Source organism: Motiliproteus sp. MSK22-1 (assembly GCF_001968815.1).
Classification (GTDB): Bacteria; Pseudomonadota; Gammaproteobacteria; order Pseudomonadales; family Balneatricaceae; genus Motiliproteus.
Genome location: NZ_MIEQ01000044.1, coordinates 180,838 through 196,424, shown reverse-complemented (window position 1 = coordinate 196,424; position 15,587 = coordinate 180,838). Strand labels below are relative to the sequence as shown.

The window sequence follows — 15,587 nt, the reverse complement described above, 5'->3', positions numbered from 1 at the left end:
TGTGAATTCTACCTTGGCGTCGGAACTTGCACTGACAGAATCTGCAAAAACTGTTTTGGCACAGGCTGCTCCTGTTGTTCCAGCTCAAAAGGGGCCTTTGACTGTATCACCTTCGACATTACCACCTTCGACCGCACCATCTTCGCCAGTGACGTCTCCTGACCCTCTGGCCCAACTGAAAGATTTACATTTACCTGAGGCCATTGATTTTTGGCCGCCTGCTCCTGGCTGGTGGTTGTTGGCATTTATCGGATTAAGCCTGCTGGCCTGGGCCGTGATCAAATGCAGAAACCATATTAATCGGAACAGATACCGTAAATTAGCGCTGAAAGAGCTCCAGCAGATGTACGAAGACTTTAGCAAACACGGCAACTCGGGCCTCTTTTTGCAACAACTATCACAGTTGCTTCGCCGCGTAGCGCTGATCGCATTCCCCCGTCATCAGGTCGCCAGTTTACAGGGGCGGAAATGGCTTCAGTTCCTTGCTGACAGCAGTGAGCTGCGAGGATTTGTTGATGGGGAAGGAATGGTCCTGGCGAGTGGACCCTATGAGCCCACTGTTGATTATGACCCTCAGGTACTGATGAGTCTTGCCTCAGCCTGGTTTCAACAACACAGGGTTAGCCGCTGGGAAAAAGCAGTTCTTTCCCGGTCAGAAGCTAATGCCGGTTCAATATCTGGAGAGGAGGTTCCTCGTGCTGACAGTTGAATGGCCCTGGTTGTTACTGCTGTTGCCTTTGCCGTGGTTAATACAGCGTTTTATCCCGCCGGCTCCGCGCCAGGAAGCCGCCTTAATGGTTCCGTTCTTTGATGCTATCGACAATTCGAAAGCGGCCGAAAGCAAGCGGCTTGTGCGTCGCCGGTTACCGGGGGTGATCCTTTGGTTGATCTGGATTCTGGTACTTGTTGCTGCCTCTCGTCCACTTTGGGTCGGAGAGCCTGTACCACTGGCTTCAAGTGGCCGGGATTTGATGTTGGCAGTAGATCTCTCTGGCAGCATGAAAGAGGAGGATATGGAGTTGGATGGAGTATTGGTAAACCGTCTGACTGCGGTCAAGAAGGTGTTAGGAGAGTTCGCCGAGCGTCGTCAGGGGGATCGGTTGGGATTGATCCTGTTTGGCTCCCAGGCATATTTACACACGCCTCTGACTTTTGACCACAAGACTTTGGCCCTGCTGCTGGATGAAGCGCAGATCGGTTTTGCCGGAGAAGAAACAGCGATCGGTGATGCAATTGGATTGAGTATCAAGCGATTGCAGGAACGCCCAGCTGAGAGTCGAGTACTGGTGCTGTTAACCGATGGTGCCAATACGGCCGGTCGAGTGGAGCCGATAGAGGCAGCAAAAATGGCAGCTCAGGAAAATATACGAATCTATACATTAGGTTTCGGTGCCGAAGAAATGTTGGTGCGAAGTTTCTTTGGTACCCGTCGGATCAATCCCTCGGCGGACCTGGATGAAGCGAGCTTGCAATCCATTGCAGAAACGACTTCGGGTCGTTACTTCCGAGCCAGGGATATCAAAGAACTTGAAAATATCTATCAGACCCTTGATCGACTTGAGCCTGTACCTCAGGCGGATGAAATGATTCGTCCCCAACAGACGCTGTTTCATTGGCCGCTGGGGGTTGCGTTTATACTCAGTCTGTTTTGGGGCGTTATCCGATTACCAGCGCTGGGGTTTCTGAATAACAGTCTTGATCGCGCCTACCGCCCAGAGTCCAGAGAATCGGAGGAGGGGATATGATTGAACAGTTCCATTTCCTTCGGCCACTCTGGCTGGCCGCGTTATTGCCCGTTTGCGTTCTGGTTTGGGGACTCTGGAGTGCCGGGAATAAAAGCCAATGGGCTGATCTGATTAAACCGGAATTGCTTTCACACTTACTGGATAAGCACCAGGTAGTCAGTTCTCGTTGGCCGCTTGCTGGGGTGTTCGCAGTCTGGGTGATAGCGACCATCGCGTTGGCCGGGCCTGCCTGGGAAAAACTGCCTCAGCCATTATATAAGAAACAGTCCGCTGTAGTTCTTATTCTGGACCTGTCCCCCTCGATGCTGGCTCAGGACATGAAACCAGCCAGAATAGTTCATGCCCGTCATCGACTTATTGACCTGTTAAAAAGTCGGCAGGAGGGGGTTGCCGGGCTGGTTGTTTATGCCGGGGATGCTCATGTTTTGGCTCCTTTAAGTAGTGATCGTGAGACATTGTTAGCGTTAATACCGAGTCTGGATCCTTCGTTAATGCCTGTCCGCGGAAGCCGAGCTGAAGATGCCGTTGCGACTGCGATGAAGCTGTTAACTGATGCCGGACACAACAACGGTGATTTGGTTCTGATTACCGATGGCGTTGCAGCAAATGCCCGGTATGAAATCCAACAAAAGCTTGCTGCCAGCAACTTTCGTCTGTCTATTTTAGGTGTCGGAACCTCCGAAGGGGCACCCGTTCCTCTGTCTGATGGCAGTTATGCCAAGGATCGTTCGGGAAATATTCATCTGGCACGATTAAATAGCCTGGAACTGCAGCAGTTGGCCACAAATCTTAACGGGCTCTATCAGGATCTGAAGACAGATGGTAGCGACACCGAGCTGTTACTTCAGTTCCTTGATCAAAGTGATGCCCTGTTACCCTCTTCAGATAATAATCAGTTGATTGAACGGGAATTTGATCTTTGGAATGATGCTGGCAGTTGGCTGGTGTTGTTACTGTTACCGCTGGTGTTGCTATCCCACCGCCGGGGGTGGCTGTTAGTCGTGTTGATTGTACCGCTGGTCAATCCCCAACCTGTATATGCTTTCGAGTGGCAGGATCTTTGGAAAAATAAAAATCAACAAGCGATAGAAGCGTTTGAGAAAGGAGAGCATGCAAGGGCGGCGGAGCTGTTTGATTTGCCTGAATGGAAAGGTAGTGCTCAATATAAATCCGGGGATTACCAACAGGCGGCAGAAAGCTTTGCAGCGGATAAGAGTGCTGACTCCTGGTTTAACCGAGGCAATGCTCTGGCAAAAGCAGGGCAACTGGAGGAGGCTGTCAGCGCTTTTGAGCAAGCGTTGAAAGTTGATCCGCAGATGGAAGATGCGTTATTCGGATAAGGCTGATCAAGCCAGGCAGCAGATGCAGATTCCTGAAGAGCAGGAGAGTGAAGGTTCTACTGAGAGCGAGCCCGAGGCACTTCCCGAGAGCCAAACCCCTTTAGAGAGTGCACAACAGCAGGCATTGGAAAAGTGGCTTCGCCAGCTACCTGATGATCCTGGTGGGCTGTTGCGTCGAAAGTTCGAGTACCAGTATCAGCAGAAACTGAGGGCTTATCAACGAGGTGAGTGGAAACCTTCAGATGAAGTTCGCTGGTAAGTCGACTTGGGTCATGGCCGAGAGAACCGGGAAATTCAATAACTGCATTGAGACTAGTAGAGACTAATGAAATCACCACGTTGGAAACAGTATTTTCTTTTGGCCGCAATGATTCTGCTGGTTGTCAGCAAGCAGGTGCAGGCGGATACGTTGTCAGCCTTTGTTGATCGAACTCAGGTATCTGTGGGTGAAACCTTCAAGCTGAGTGTACGTATAGATTCCCAGGCACTGCTGGGGGAACCTGATTTTTCTAAACTTGAGCCTGATTTTAATATTCTTGGAACCAGTCAGAGTCGGAAAATTCGTTCGGTAAATGGTAAATCGGAGTCCTGGACGCAATGGGATCTTACTCTTATCCCTACTCGAGAAGGAACATTGGAAATACCCTCTTTTGAATTAAAGGGCAGTCGCAGTCAACCGATCATAATGGATGTAAGGCCCGTTCCAGCGCCTGGCAAGGCCAGTGGCCAGGATTCTTATCTGGAGTTGGAAGTCAGCAAAAATGCCGTTTATGTTCAGGAGCAGTTGCTTGTTAAAGTGCGGTTGTTCTGGGCTGTAAGAATGAGAGGTCTGCAAGGAGCGCTGCTGGAGCTGGATAATGCCAAGGTCGTTAAGTTGGATGAAAACCAATATGAGCGTGTGCAGCAAGGACGCCGGTACGGTGTTTATGAAGTAACTTATGCGGTTTTCCCACAACAGAGCGGTGAGCTGGTGATACCGGCACAACGGTATACAGCATCACTGATCGGGCGCACCAGTCGACAGCGAGTGGAAATTGTATCACCGCCTCAGACGATAGAAGTGTTGCCGCTTCCTGGCGCATTTTCATCCCGGGATTGGCTGCCAGCGTCAGATTTAACCTTGACTCAGAGCTGGAGTAAAGCACAGCCGGAATTTGTCGTTGGAGAGCCAGTGACCCGAACGTTGAGGTTACAGGTTAAAGGTGTCGAAGCAGCCCAGCTGGCACCAACCGTCATGCCTGATATCGATGGATTAAGAGTTTATCCAGAGCAGCCCAGTGTGCAAGAAAGCGTCACTGAGGCCGGCTACCAGGTTGAGCGGGTTGAGCGGTTTGGCATGGTTCCTTCAATTGCCGGAAATCTTGAGTTGCCTCCCGTCAGAATTCGCTGGTGGGATACCGTCTCTAACCAGGAGCGTGTTGCTGAGTTACCGGCTGAAACAATAGTTGTATTACCGGCACCTGGAAGCGAACAAAAAGTAAATCGGGGTTCCGTTGACAGTCTGCCGGTAAAACAATTAGAGCCCGCTGAAATGCCCGTTAATCAGGCAGCTGCTGAAACATCGGAGCAGGGAACTAACTGGCTGATATGGACGAATCTCTTCTGGGCGACGATAGTCGTCATGCTGATCTTTATTTTCTGGCGATCCAACAGAAGTAAGGTTCAGATTTCCAGTAAAGACGGTGATAATCCGGCTCCGTTGTCGATTACCGAGAAGCAAGCATTTAAGCAGTTTGAGCAAGCCTGTCTTTCAGGAGATATGCAGACGATCAGGACCGCTCTGCACAATTGGCTGGCCAGTCAGGATAATTCAGGCTCCACAAAAGACTTATCACCCCAGAGTGTTATTGAACAGTTGATCAAGAACGCCGGTGATATTGAGTCTGAAGGGTTTAAACACTCTCAGTTACAGGAGTTGTTAGTACAATTGGATAAAGGCCTCTATGGAAGGACGCCATCAGACAGCTACCCTGCTAAACAGCTACTGGATTGCATCAGATTCTTACGGAAAAACAGTGCTGGGGCAAAGCAAGCGTCGGGATCAAGAATCCCCGAACTTTACTGATAACCATCTCCTTAGATCGTTTGATGCTGGTACTTGTTTTCGCTGTTTACTGCAGGATATCTCCCATATCGACTTCTACTACATGGCCGGGGCCAGCATCTAATAGAATGTAATAGTCCTGATGAGGCACTCCGAATTTGAATGTTGACGTCTTGTCTGTTTTTCCCGCGAAAAGCGCTTCGTCTTCATAGGATATCACCTCAATTGGCAGATCATCGGCTGAAGAACCGTCAGAAAAACCGCCGGTACAATGGATTTGCGAATCCTGTTGTTCACAGGTGAGAAATAAGCTGTGGGCATTTGCACTCCCGCTAAAAATATAAAATATGCTTATGGTTAAAAGGTGTTTAACAGACATCGATAGTTTCTCTGTTGTTATGTGTAACTGTCAGGTTTAAGTGATTTTTCCTGCCCGTCTTGCATTAAAAGCGGCTATTGGGAATTAAGCGGCGGTGGATAAGCTCAGATTGATCAATTCACACCAGGTTGATAGACGTTCGTCAGTCATTTCACGCTGGGTATCTTCATCCAGTGCCAGCCCGACAAAGCATTTCCTGTCTTCGGTTAAAGCGACGGAATGATCAAATTCGTAACCTTCAATCGGCCAATGACCGATTACACTGGCACCTTTTGCAACGATTTTGTTATGTAACATGCCCATGGCATCTACAAACCATTCGGAGTATCCCAATTGATCGCCGAGGCCGATATAGGCTGTAATCTTGCCGCTGAAGTCGTAGCTATCGATCTCATCCCAGATTTCTTCCCAGTCTTCCTGTACTTCGCCGTAATCCCAGGTTGGAATAGCAAAAATGATCTTGTCGAAGGTATCGATAACTTCCAGTCCGGTGTCTTTTACATCAAATAACACCGCTTCATCTTCGCCCAGATGTTGCTGGACTTTGACCGCAATATCTGAGGTATTGCCGGTCGTTGATCCGTAGATAATTGCAATCATGTACTTACACCTGATTAGGCCAATTCCTGTTTTAGTTTTGGGGGAGAGAAGAGTGCCGACATAGCTGTTTGCTGAGCCAATGTTAACAGGAAGTCCCCAGGAGCCCCCTTTCTCGTTAGCTCGATCATAGACTTGATTTAAATGTTAATCAATATGATAATCGTTCGCATTATTGTAATGATTATTGAAGGTGAAAAGTTTTCTTGAGGGTAAGAAGGACTTTGAGTTAAGGCTGCTTGTTCTTAAACCTGGCTCCTTTTTTGTGTAAAAAATGTAAAGATGATTGATATTATTGCTTATATTTATAATAATAATTCTCATTTGTATTACTGTTATCAGAATTTTCTATGAATTTACCTATTAAAAAACTATTGCTGTCCGGCTTGCTGAGTCTCTCGGCAATTGCACCGGCAGTGGTGCTGGCCGCCGACTTGACCAGCAGCGAAAAGCAAGCTTCTGCAAATCATAAAGTGGCGAAGCAATCGCAACAGCGAATCGACTCTTTCGAGGACTCAACCCGTGCGGCGCGTGATGAATACCTGAACAATGAGCGTATGTCCGGTGTTACAGAGGCTTACAATCGTCAGATTATGCTGTTAGTGAAGTCTCAGGAGGATGAACTGGCAGATTTGGATGCGCAGCTGCAGTCAATTGAAGAAACTGATCAGGCTGTGTTACCGATGTTAAGTCGTATGGTGGAAATGTTGCACAAATTTGTTGCGGCGGATTTGCCATTTCTGAATGAGGAGCGTCAAAAGCGTCTGGCTAAGCTTGATGCATTGTTGTTGCGGGCTGATGTTAGTGTGGCGGAAAAGTACCGGCAGATTTTAGAAGCCTATATGGTGGAAGTGCAATACGGGCGAACATTTGAGGCCTATAGCGGAAGACTCGATCAGGAGGGCAGCAGCCGTCAGGTGAACTTTCTGCGTTTAGGGCGTACCGGGTTGTACTATCAGACGCTGAGTGGACAGGAAAGCGCTCTATGGCAACCGGCGCAAAAGCGCTGGCTGCTGTTATCTGAAGAACAGAATTTGACGTTGCGTAAAGCGATACAAATTGCTCAGCAACAACAGGTTCCCAGTCTAATTGATCTGCCACTGCCTGCACTGGAATCTCGCTCATGATAAAAAATGTTGTTGCTGTTGTGTTTGTCGTGCTGACGTCAAGTGCTGCTTATGGTGCGGAAGGAGCTTCGGCCGGTTTGCAGGGGTTATTGCAGGAAGTTAGGCAGTTCAGTGCTGCAGACCGTGCTTTAAACCAGAAGCGTGAGCAATTGTTTAATCAAGACCTTAAGCAACAGCAGGCATTGTTGCTGAAAAGTCAGCAGCGCCTGCAAGCGGCAGAAGCAGAGCAAGTTCGGCTAAAAAAGGCCTTTGGTGACAACGATCTTAAACTGGCAGAAATGGAGGCGCTGATTCAGCAGCGTTCGGGTCAGCTGGGTGAGGTATTTGGTGTCGCGAAAGAAGAAGCTGCTGAATTGCGCTCATTGCTGGATGATTCCCTGACCAGTGCTGATAATCCAGGGCGAGCGGCCCAATTGTCGTTTGCTGACTCCAAGCGAGTGCCAACCCTGAAAGAACTGGAAACCCTCTGGTATCAGTTGCAGTTAGAGATGACGGAGTCGGGAAAAATTAGCCGCTTTGAAGCGCCGGTGGTGGTTTCTGATGGTAACTCAGCCATCCAGCCTGTGGTGCGTTTTGGTTTATTTTCTGTGGCTACAGAGCAGGGGCAATATCTTAACTGGGACGTTGCCCAGCAAACATTGACTGTTTTGCCTACTCAACCGGATACGGCTGCAAAACAGTTGTCGGGGTATTTGAGTGGTAGCAGTAACGAAGTGCAGATAGATCCAACCCGCGGCCAGCTGTTTATGTTGCTGGATAGGGCGCCAAAACTAATGGACCGGATCCACCAGGGAGGGGAGGTGGGGTACCTGATTATAGGATTGGGTGTCTTGGGGCTACTGGTGGCGACTTTGCAGATGCTGGGGATGTTGTGGAGTGAGTTGAAAGTTCGTCGTCAGTTAAGTCGTCCTGACAAGTTGAATCGTAAGAATGTGTTGGGACGAGTATTGCTGCGGGTTACCGATCAGGGATTGACTCAGGATCAGCGAGAATTAAAAGTGGACGAGGCGATTCTGAAGGAATTGCCGGGTATCGAACGAGGGCAGAGTTTTGTGAAGTTGTTGGCTGCGGTGGCGCCGCTGCTGGGGTTGTTGGGTACAGTGATTGGTATGATAGCCACTTTTCAGAGTATTACCCTGTTCGGTACCAGTGATCCCAAGCTGATGGCTGGTGGTATATCACAGGCCTTGATGACAACGGTGTTGGGTTTGGTTGTTGCGATCCCGCTGTTATTCAGCCACAGCTTTCTGGTTGCGCGAGGTCGTCGCTTGACTCAGATTTTGCAGGAAAAGAGTCTTGGGGTTTTGGCTGATATACCGCAAGAGCAGAATCTGAGTGATAAGGCGTTTGATCGTGCTGCCTGAGTTGCTGAGAGTGGATGACTGGTTATTTGCCCTGGGGCAGTTCTTTCAGACAGGAGGTTGGGTGCTTTATTTGATCCTGGCCGTCAGTTTTCTGATGTTCGTGCTGATTCTTGAGCGGCTTCTGTATCGCTTTTTCAGCTATCCAGGACGAAAGCTGCAAATATTATCTGCACTGAATGCAGAGCCTCTGGCTGTCAAAAAACTCAGTTTGTTTTGCGAGTTGGATCTGGCATTGAAGGATCAGTTTGCGCTGATTAAAAATCTGATTACTCTTTGTCCGCTGATTGGCCTGTTGGGAACAGTGACGGGAATGATCCAGGTGTTCGATAGTCTTGCTCTTTATGGCACGGGTAATCCACGGTTGATGGCCGCAGGGGTTGCCAGCGCTACTTTTCCGACGATGACCGGGATGGCTGTCGCCGTTGCCGGGTTGCTGTTTCATAACCGGCTGTCTCGCTGGTCTGACGGCGAACGTCAGAAACTGCGTCTGATGTTGAGCCAGAACCAAGGAGTGCAGTGATGCGCCAGCGTCTGAATCTATCGCCACAGCAAGAAGATGCTGAAATTAATATGACACCCATGTTGGATGTCGTTTTCATCATGCTGATTTTCTTTATCGTTTCTACCTCTTTTGTCCGTGAGTCGGGTATTGATGTAAATCGACCGAGTGCACAATCCAGCGAATCGAAAAGTAAAACGGCGATTCTGGTGGCAATCTCTGCTGATGACGAGATATGGCTGGATCGAAAACAGCTGGATCTGCGGATGGTGCGTCCGGCAATTGAGCGGCTGCGTAGTGAACAGTCCGAGATCAACGTAGTGGTGCAGGCAGATGAGGAGTCCAGTACCGGGCAGCTCGTTAGCGTGATTGATCAGCTGCGACTGGCGAAAGTGCAATACACCGTAGCGACTCAGACAGGTGTGCGCTAATGGTGCGAATGTTTTTCGCGACACCGCTGGCGTTGTGTTTTGCACTGTTGCTGTTTTACCTGCTGGCGCTGATGACCAGCTCCGGTAATCAACTGGCGCAGGAAAAGCAGCTAAATCCCAGCCTGGATTTCCTGATGGTGCGGCAGGAGACCAAAGTTGAATTACGTAAGCGCCAGCTTCCACCCGAACCTGAGGAACTGGTTGAGCAACAGCAGCCCGAGATCCCTCAGGTGCTGCCACAGAACAGCGCAAAGATCAGCACAACGTTACCGAGCGTAAAAGTACCGGATATCAATATGGGGGTTGAGGTAGCTTTGTCGCCAACCTTGCACAGTCTGTCGATGCCGACACCCGCTCCCACGCCTGTGCCTACGCCAGCACCGACCATGACGATGGATACCAATCCCACCGTGTTGAGTAGGGTGCCTCCGCGTTACCCGCAACGTGCTTTGCGGCGACGACAGCAGGGTCGGGTTGTTGTGGAATTCACCGTGACTGAGGCGGGTTCGGTGAAATCAGGCTCGGTGATTGTCGTTGAGTCAACTCCGCCGGGTGTATTCGACAAGGTGGTTTTACGCGCCATTCAGCGCTGGCGATTTAAGGTCCGTATGATCAATGGTCAGCCAGTGCCGTTTAAAGCAAGGCAGGAACTGGAATTTAAGTTGGAGAAGTAGAATGCGTCAATTTCTTATCGCTGTATTCCTGCTGTTGCCACTGACGGCCAGCGCGGACACTCAACTTTCACAGCGTGAATATCAACTACTGATAAAAGCTTTCAAGTTCATCGAATCCGAACAATATACTGCGGCACATAAACAGCTGATGCTGGCCAGGAGTCAGGTTCGCAGTGACTATGCCAGGGCGTTGGTGTCCCACAACCTGGGGCAAGTAGAGCTGCAGCGGGAAGATTATAGTAAAGCGTTAGGGCACCTGGGTGATGCTTATAAGCTGCAGGCCTTGCCGGAAGATCAGCAGAACAATCTGGTTCGCACACTGGCACAGCTCAATTGCATAGAAGAAAAATGGCAGGCATGTGCGACTCATCTTGAGCACTGGATGAAAGAGGTTTCGAATAAAGTTAAAGCCGATGATCAACTGCTGCTGGCTCAGGCATACAGTCAGCTGGAAAAGTGGTCAAAAGTGGTCAAGCCGATCGACGCGGCAATCAGTCATCGCAAGATAGCACCAGAAAGCTGGTATCAGCTGAAAGTGGTTGCTCATATACGTCTTAAGCAGTGGAAGGCGGCAATTCGTGGTCAGAAAAGAATGATCAGCCACTATGCCGATAACCCTGCCCACTGGCGTCAATTGGTTTCCCTTCATCTACAGGCCAGGGACTCCAAATCTGCGTTAGCTGATCAACGCATAGGATTTGAGCGAGGCTTGTTGCGCAAAGCGGGAGACTATCGTTTGTTAGCTCAAATGATGCTGCAAGCGGCAATTCCGTATTATGCCGGTCAGGTGCTTCAGCAGGGCATGGATAAAGGTGTTTTGTCGGCAAATAAGAAGAATCTGGCGTTATTAAGTCAATGCTGGATTCAGGCACGTGAGAGTCAGCGTGCGCTGAGCGTTTTAGCGAAGCTTAACCGTCTGGCTCCAAGCCAGAAAACTTTGACTCAGATCGCCCATATACAAATTCAGTTGCAGAACTGGCAGGCCGCTCAGGGAACATTGCTACAAGCCATTAAGGCTGGTCAGGGTCAGCAGCCGCAACTGCAGCTGTTACTGGGGATCGCCCGTATTAAGCTTAAAAACTATGAACAAGCCCGACGTTCGCTCACCATTGCCGCCAACGACAATCAGATAAAAGCGACTGCCAACGGCTGGATGCGTTATCTGGATCAAATCAATCCGAATGATTCGCCGGTTTCAGCAAGCTGAGGGGGCCATGAGCGCCATCGACTGCAACATGAATATCGGCCAGAAGTCATTCCAGACTGCGCGTATATTATTGATTGAAGATGATCAGACCGTCAGTGATATGCTGGCGGATGTCTTAGGTCCCACCGGTTATCATATTCAGCAATGTTTTAACGGCAGAGAAGGCCTGACAGCGGCGATCAACTCGTCATTTCATCTTATCTTGCTGGATAGATTGTTACCGGAGTTGGATGGGCTGGAAGTATTACAGCGGTTGCGAAAATATAAAGATACACCGGTGATGATGCTGACAGCCTGCGGTGCTGAACAGGACCGTATTGCGGGCTTTTGCGGTGGGGCGGATGATTATCTTCCCAAGCCTTTCAATATGACCGAGCTGCTATTGCGGGTCGAGGCTTTGCTACGTCGTAGTATGAAAATGACACCGAGTCGGCAGCCGGGCGCCCTGGTTGAAGAAGATGGCCTGAGATTGGAGTCTCGTGACTTGGCTGTGTTCTATGGCAGGCAAAAGGCTGAGCTGACTCCGATTGAATTCGATCTGTTGCGCGTATTAATCAGTCACCGTGATGAGACTCTTTCAAAACCCTATCTTTATCAGTTGGTGTTGAGCAAGCCCTTCAGTCGTTATGAGCGAAGTCTGGACATGCATATCAGTAACTTGCGTGCCAAATTAGCAACCCTGGCACCGGAGAAGCGTTTGATCAAAACAGTGCGAGGCAAGGGATATCGCTATCAATGAGCAGACGTTTTTTCTGGCGCATGGTTGTCAGTCTGGTGATTGGTGCGTTAATCATGTTTTCGGCGCTTCATCAGCTGGCACAACAGCTCACTGTTCACATGACTCGGTTGCAAATTGAGCATCAGCAAAGTTTATTGGATTATGCCGCGAAGGCGAACGATGCGCAGCGCAGCGGACCTCAGGCCATGGTGCAACTGACTCGGCAAGTGGCCACTGATCTGGCAGTATGGTCAGCTGTTCAGACCACCGGTGGGCAGCTGATTTCAGCGTCTCCATTGCCGATATCACTCGCAGATCAACTGGGCTTTCAGCGCCGGGTTGATTGGCCAATACATCCATTTATGACAAAGGTATTGATCGGCATACCAATGGTGCAGGAAGGCTATTCATTTGTGGTTGAGCTCCCTGCTGCGATGCATCCCAGACCAAACACCTCAGTTGTACATCATCTTTTAACCCTTGTCATACCTTCAATACTGTTGTTGTTATTCTGTTGGCTGCTTTATCGCTATTTAATGAAACCATTGGAAGCTCTCAACCGAGGTACCATGAAGTTCGCTGCTGGTGATCTTAGTGCCCGTGTGCAGCCTGAATTATCGGCTCGGCGTCGTGATGAGATCACTCAGCTGGCCAGCTCGTTTGACAGCATGGCCGACCGTATTCAGAAACTGGTGAATACACAGCGACACCTGCTGGGAGATCTCTCTCACGAGTTGCGTACCTCGCTGACCCGGATTGAACTGGCGTTGGATCTTTATCGGCGGGGTGTCAGGGATAGCCAGGAACTGATGCCTCGTCTGGGTAAAGAGGTTGAGCTGATGAATATTCTGGTGAGCGACGCTTTAACGCTGGCATGGTTGAATGCGGAACCTGAGGTGACCTGTAGGGATCACTTTAATCTGTCTATCTTGCTGGACCTGCTCTGTGAGGATGCCAGTTTCGAATATCCTGAGCATACCCTTACCCGACTTTACCCGGCAGACTGTCCACTGAACAACAGTAACCAAAGAGCATTAGCACAGAGTATAGAAAATGTTTTACGTAATGCTTTGAAATATTCCCCGGCAGGCTCTGAGGTAACGGTGCGCTGTAGACCGAATCCAGAAGGGTGGTACCGACTGGAAGTACTGGACCTGGGGCAAGGGGTTACGGAAATGCAGCTGGAGCAGATTTTTGAGCCATTCTTTCGTACAGATAAAGCCAGGTCGCGTGAAGGCGGTGGTTTTGGATTGGGGTTGGCGTTGGTGCAACGTCAGATAGAAGCCATTGGTGGGAAGGTGTTTGCGCGTCAAAACAAGCCTTCGGGTTTATGTGTCGTGATTGAGATTCCTAACCTTAGCTAGTGTTATTCCTTTGTGTAAAGAATGTAAATTATCTATTCATTTCTATAAATGATAAATACAATGATAATAATTCGCATTAGTATTTGATTTTTGGGATGATAGATGAAAAGTTACCTTTGCTTTAAACAATTTCCGCTGGCTTTGGCCATTAGTATGGCAAACCAGGTGTGGGCGACTGAGGTCAGTGAAGGAGAGCCCGTGCAGATTTGGGGTACGGCAGTGAATAACTCTTCGTTGATGTTAGATGATGCGGATATCGAATTAAAGCAGGCAGATCATCTTAGTGATTTGTTGCGAGATCAGCCTGGGGTTGATATTGGTGGCGCTCATTCGTTAAACCAGCGCATTAATATCCGAGGGTTTCAGGATCTTGACCTTGAGGTGACTATTGATGGTGCCCGGCAAAACAACTTTATGTATCACCATGCAGGTAATCTACTGATTAACGCAGATATTCTTAAGGCGGTTGATATTCAAGTCGGTACAAACTCTGTGCTGAACGGGGGGTTGGCAGGGGGCGTTGCTTTTGAGACCAAAGATGCAAAAGATTTGCTGGAGCCCGGGAAAAAGTTTGGAGCACGTATCCATGCCAGTTATGCAAATAATGATTACCACAGTTATTCCTTTAGCGGTTATGGCCAACTGACAGATACTCTTGATGTGCTGGCATATATCAATGGGGTTACCCGTAACAACCCGGAAGACGGGAGCGCTCAGGAAACACTGGGCAATGACGGTGATATTAAAAACGGCTTATTAAAGTTTGGTTTTGCCGTGAACGATGAGAATCGTATTGAATTTGGTTATGACAAATACGCAGATGAAGGCAACTACGCGCCACGTCCTGATATGGGAGTCGCTACAAATGCTTCGATTAGTGGCGCGCGCGTGTATCCCACTGAGTTTGATCGCGAGACCAGGACTCTGACCTATGAACTGGATAAAGGGGATACGATCAGTCTGCGGGCTACTCTGTACCAAAATACTATGACTCTGTGGCGCAATTACTTGTCCGATGGTTCCTCACGCCCCGTTGCCCATACGATTAGAGAAGGTGAATCAGAGCATGTCGGGCTGAATCTACTGGCAGAGACGGTTATGGATCAGGGGGAGTTGACTCATACCTTGCGCTACGGCACGGAAATTTATAATCAGAAGACTCTGGTAAAGTTTGATGGGATCAAGTTTGGCAGGGAAGAAGCTGACTCTGCTGCGCTGTTTATTGAGGACGTTATCAGTTTTTCCAACGGCCTGACAGTTACCCCGGGAATTCGCTACAACCGCTATAAACTGGATACAGCCGCCAATGATCGTACTTTTACCGATACCACCTGGGGGCTGGCCGCAGAATATCCGTTAACTGACTTTGTCACCGTACGCGCCAGCAGTACCCAGTTGTTTAAAGGTCCAAACCTTTCTGAAGTGTTTACCGGAGCGGGAGCTAAAGCACTGACCGTTAATCCTGATCTTGAGGCTTCTACCGGTGTTAATCATGAGGTTGGCATCAGCTATCAGCGCCGTGGTATCGCGGGTCTGGATCGTTTGAACGCCAGCTTCACCCTCTATACCGGTGAAATAGAGAACTACATTGATGATGAAGGTAATAGTGGCAGCCTGGAAAATGTGGGTGATTATGATATGGATGGTTATGAGGCTGCTATAGCATTGAGCAAAGGGAATTTTGATGCACGCTTGAGTTATGCGCATTCTGAATCAGAAAATCAGCAGACGGGGACCCCATTGGGTCGCCAGGTCGGAGACAGTATTGCCGTGGGTCTGGATTACCGGATTCCCGAGCAGGGAGTGACTTTAAACTGGACAGCTCTGGTGACTCTGGAAGAAGAGTTTTACGATAAACCTGAATACGATGTCCACAGTATTTCTGCCCGCTGGACTCCTGCCGCAATAGAGGGTTTAACTCTGACTGCCGGTATTGAAAACGTGTTTGACGAATATTACACCTCTCATGCATCCCGAATTGGTGATGCTAATCATCCTGTGTTTGGGGCTCTGCATCTGAATGACTATGAGCCAGGACGTAATATCAAGTTGTCTGCTTCTTACGCATTCTGATCTTTTCTCCCCCTTTCGGAAAAGT

Annotated in this window: 16 protein-coding genes; 14 read left to right on the top strand and 2 right to left on the bottom strand. The window is 49.1% G+C overall.

What is annotated here, in order from left to right; translation table 11 throughout:
• Position 1: 1 nt before the first annotated feature.
• The 5 genes from BGP75_RS11485 to BGP75_RS11465 all read left to right on the top strand — a co-directional run bounded on the left by BGP75_RS11485 (position 2) and on the right by BGP75_RS11465 (position 5,150).
• Positions 2-709, top strand: coding sequence for a DUF4381 domain-containing protein (locus BGP75_RS11485; protein WP_076718751.1), 708 nt, complete (start codon positions 2-4; stop codon positions 707-709).
• Positions 696-1,745, top strand: a complete 1,050-nt coding sequence (locus BGP75_RS11480) for a VWA domain-containing protein (RefSeq protein ID WP_076718750.1) — start codon at positions 696-698, stop codon at positions 1,743-1,745. The genes BGP75_RS11485 and BGP75_RS11480 overlap by 14 nt, the downstream gene beginning before the upstream one ends.
• On the top strand, positions 1,742-3,085 hold the full coding sequence (locus BGP75_RS11475) for a VWA domain-containing protein (RefSeq protein WP_076718749.1): 1,344 nt from the start codon (positions 1,742-1,744) through the stop codon (positions 3,083-3,085). The genes BGP75_RS11480 and BGP75_RS11475 overlap by 4 nt, the downstream gene beginning before the upstream one ends.
• Positions 3,069-3,344 carry a hypothetical protein gene (locus tag BGP75_RS11470; protein WP_076718748.1) on the top strand — a complete coding sequence of 92 codons (276 nt, stop codon included), beginning with the start codon at positions 3,069-3,071 and terminating at the stop codon, positions 3,342-3,344. The genes BGP75_RS11475 and BGP75_RS11470 overlap by 17 nt, the downstream gene beginning before the upstream one ends.
• A gap of 66 nt (positions 3,345-3,410) precedes the next feature.
• Positions 3,411-5,150, top strand: a complete 1,740-nt coding sequence (locus BGP75_RS11465) for a BatD family protein (protein ID WP_076718747.1) — start codon at positions 3,411-3,413, stop codon at positions 5,148-5,150.
• A gap of 46 nt (positions 5,151-5,196) precedes the next feature.
• Here the strand turns inward: BGP75_RS11465 and BGP75_RS11460 are convergent, their stop codons facing one another.
• Both BGP75_RS11460 and BGP75_RS11455 read right to left on the bottom strand, forming a co-directional pair.
• Complete coding sequence (locus BGP75_RS11460) at positions 5,197-5,508, bottom strand: hypothetical protein (protein ID WP_076718746.1); 312 nt, start codon at positions 5,506-5,508, stop codon at positions 5,197-5,199.
• A gap of 84 nt (positions 5,509-5,592) precedes the next feature.
• Entirely contained in the window at positions 5,593-6,108 is a 516-nt protein-coding gene (locus BGP75_RS11455; protein WP_076718745.1) for a flavodoxin, read from the bottom strand.
• Between the two features lie 347 nt (positions 6,109-6,455).
• Here BGP75_RS11455 and BGP75_RS11450 point away from each other — a divergent pair, with 347 nt between their 5' ends.
• From BGP75_RS11450 to BGP75_RS11410, 9 genes are all read left to right on the top strand, one after another.
• Positions 6,456-7,232: a DUF3450 domain-containing protein gene (locus BGP75_RS11450; protein WP_076718744.1), complete on the top strand. Its 777-nt coding sequence runs from the start codon at positions 6,456-6,458 to the stop codon at positions 7,230-7,232.
• Positions 7,229-8,596 (top strand): MotA/TolQ/ExbB proton channel family protein, encoded by a 1,368-nt coding sequence (locus BGP75_RS11445; RefSeq protein WP_076718743.1) that lies wholly within the window; start codon positions 7,229-7,231, stop codon positions 8,594-8,596. The genes BGP75_RS11450 and BGP75_RS11445 overlap by 4 nt, the downstream gene beginning before the upstream one ends.
• Complete coding sequence (locus tag BGP75_RS11440; RefSeq protein ID WP_083704763.1) at positions 8,586-9,116, top strand: MotA/TolQ/ExbB proton channel family protein; 531 nt, start codon at positions 8,586-8,588, stop codon at positions 9,114-9,116. The genes BGP75_RS11445 and BGP75_RS11440 overlap by 11 nt, the downstream gene beginning before the upstream one ends.
• Positions 9,116-9,526: a biopolymer transporter ExbD gene (locus BGP75_RS11435; RefSeq protein ID WP_076718742.1), complete on the top strand. Its 411-nt coding sequence runs from the start codon at positions 9,116-9,118 to the stop codon at positions 9,524-9,526. The genes BGP75_RS11440 and BGP75_RS11435 overlap by 1 nt, the downstream gene beginning before the upstream one ends.
• On the top strand, positions 9,526-10,200 hold the full coding sequence (locus BGP75_RS11430) for an energy transducer TonB (RefSeq protein WP_076718741.1): 675 nt from the start codon (positions 9,526-9,528) through the stop codon (positions 10,198-10,200). Before BGP75_RS11435 ends, BGP75_RS11430 begins: the two co-directional genes overlap by 1 nt.
• A gap of 1 nt (position 10,201) precedes the next feature.
• Positions 10,202-11,407, top strand: a complete 1,206-nt coding sequence (locus BGP75_RS11425; protein WP_076718740.1) for a lipopolysaccharide assembly protein LapB — start codon at positions 10,202-10,204, stop codon at positions 11,405-11,407.
• Entirely contained in the window at positions 11,382-12,146 is a 765-nt protein-coding gene (locus BGP75_RS11420) for a response regulator transcription factor (RefSeq protein WP_233152912.1), read from the top strand. The genes BGP75_RS11425 and BGP75_RS11420 overlap by 26 nt, the downstream gene beginning before the upstream one ends.
• On the top strand, positions 12,143-13,489 hold the full coding sequence (locus tag BGP75_RS11415) for an ATP-binding protein (RefSeq protein ID WP_076718739.1): 1,347 nt from the start codon (positions 12,143-12,145) through the stop codon (positions 13,487-13,489). The genes BGP75_RS11420 and BGP75_RS11415 overlap by 4 nt, the downstream gene beginning before the upstream one ends.
• Positions 13,490-13,591: 102 nt before the next feature.
• Complete coding sequence (locus BGP75_RS11410) at positions 13,592-15,562, top strand: TonB-dependent receptor domain-containing protein (RefSeq protein ID WP_083704762.1); 1,971 nt, start codon at positions 13,592-13,594, stop codon at positions 15,560-15,562.
• Positions 15,563-15,587 lie beyond the last annotated feature (25 nt).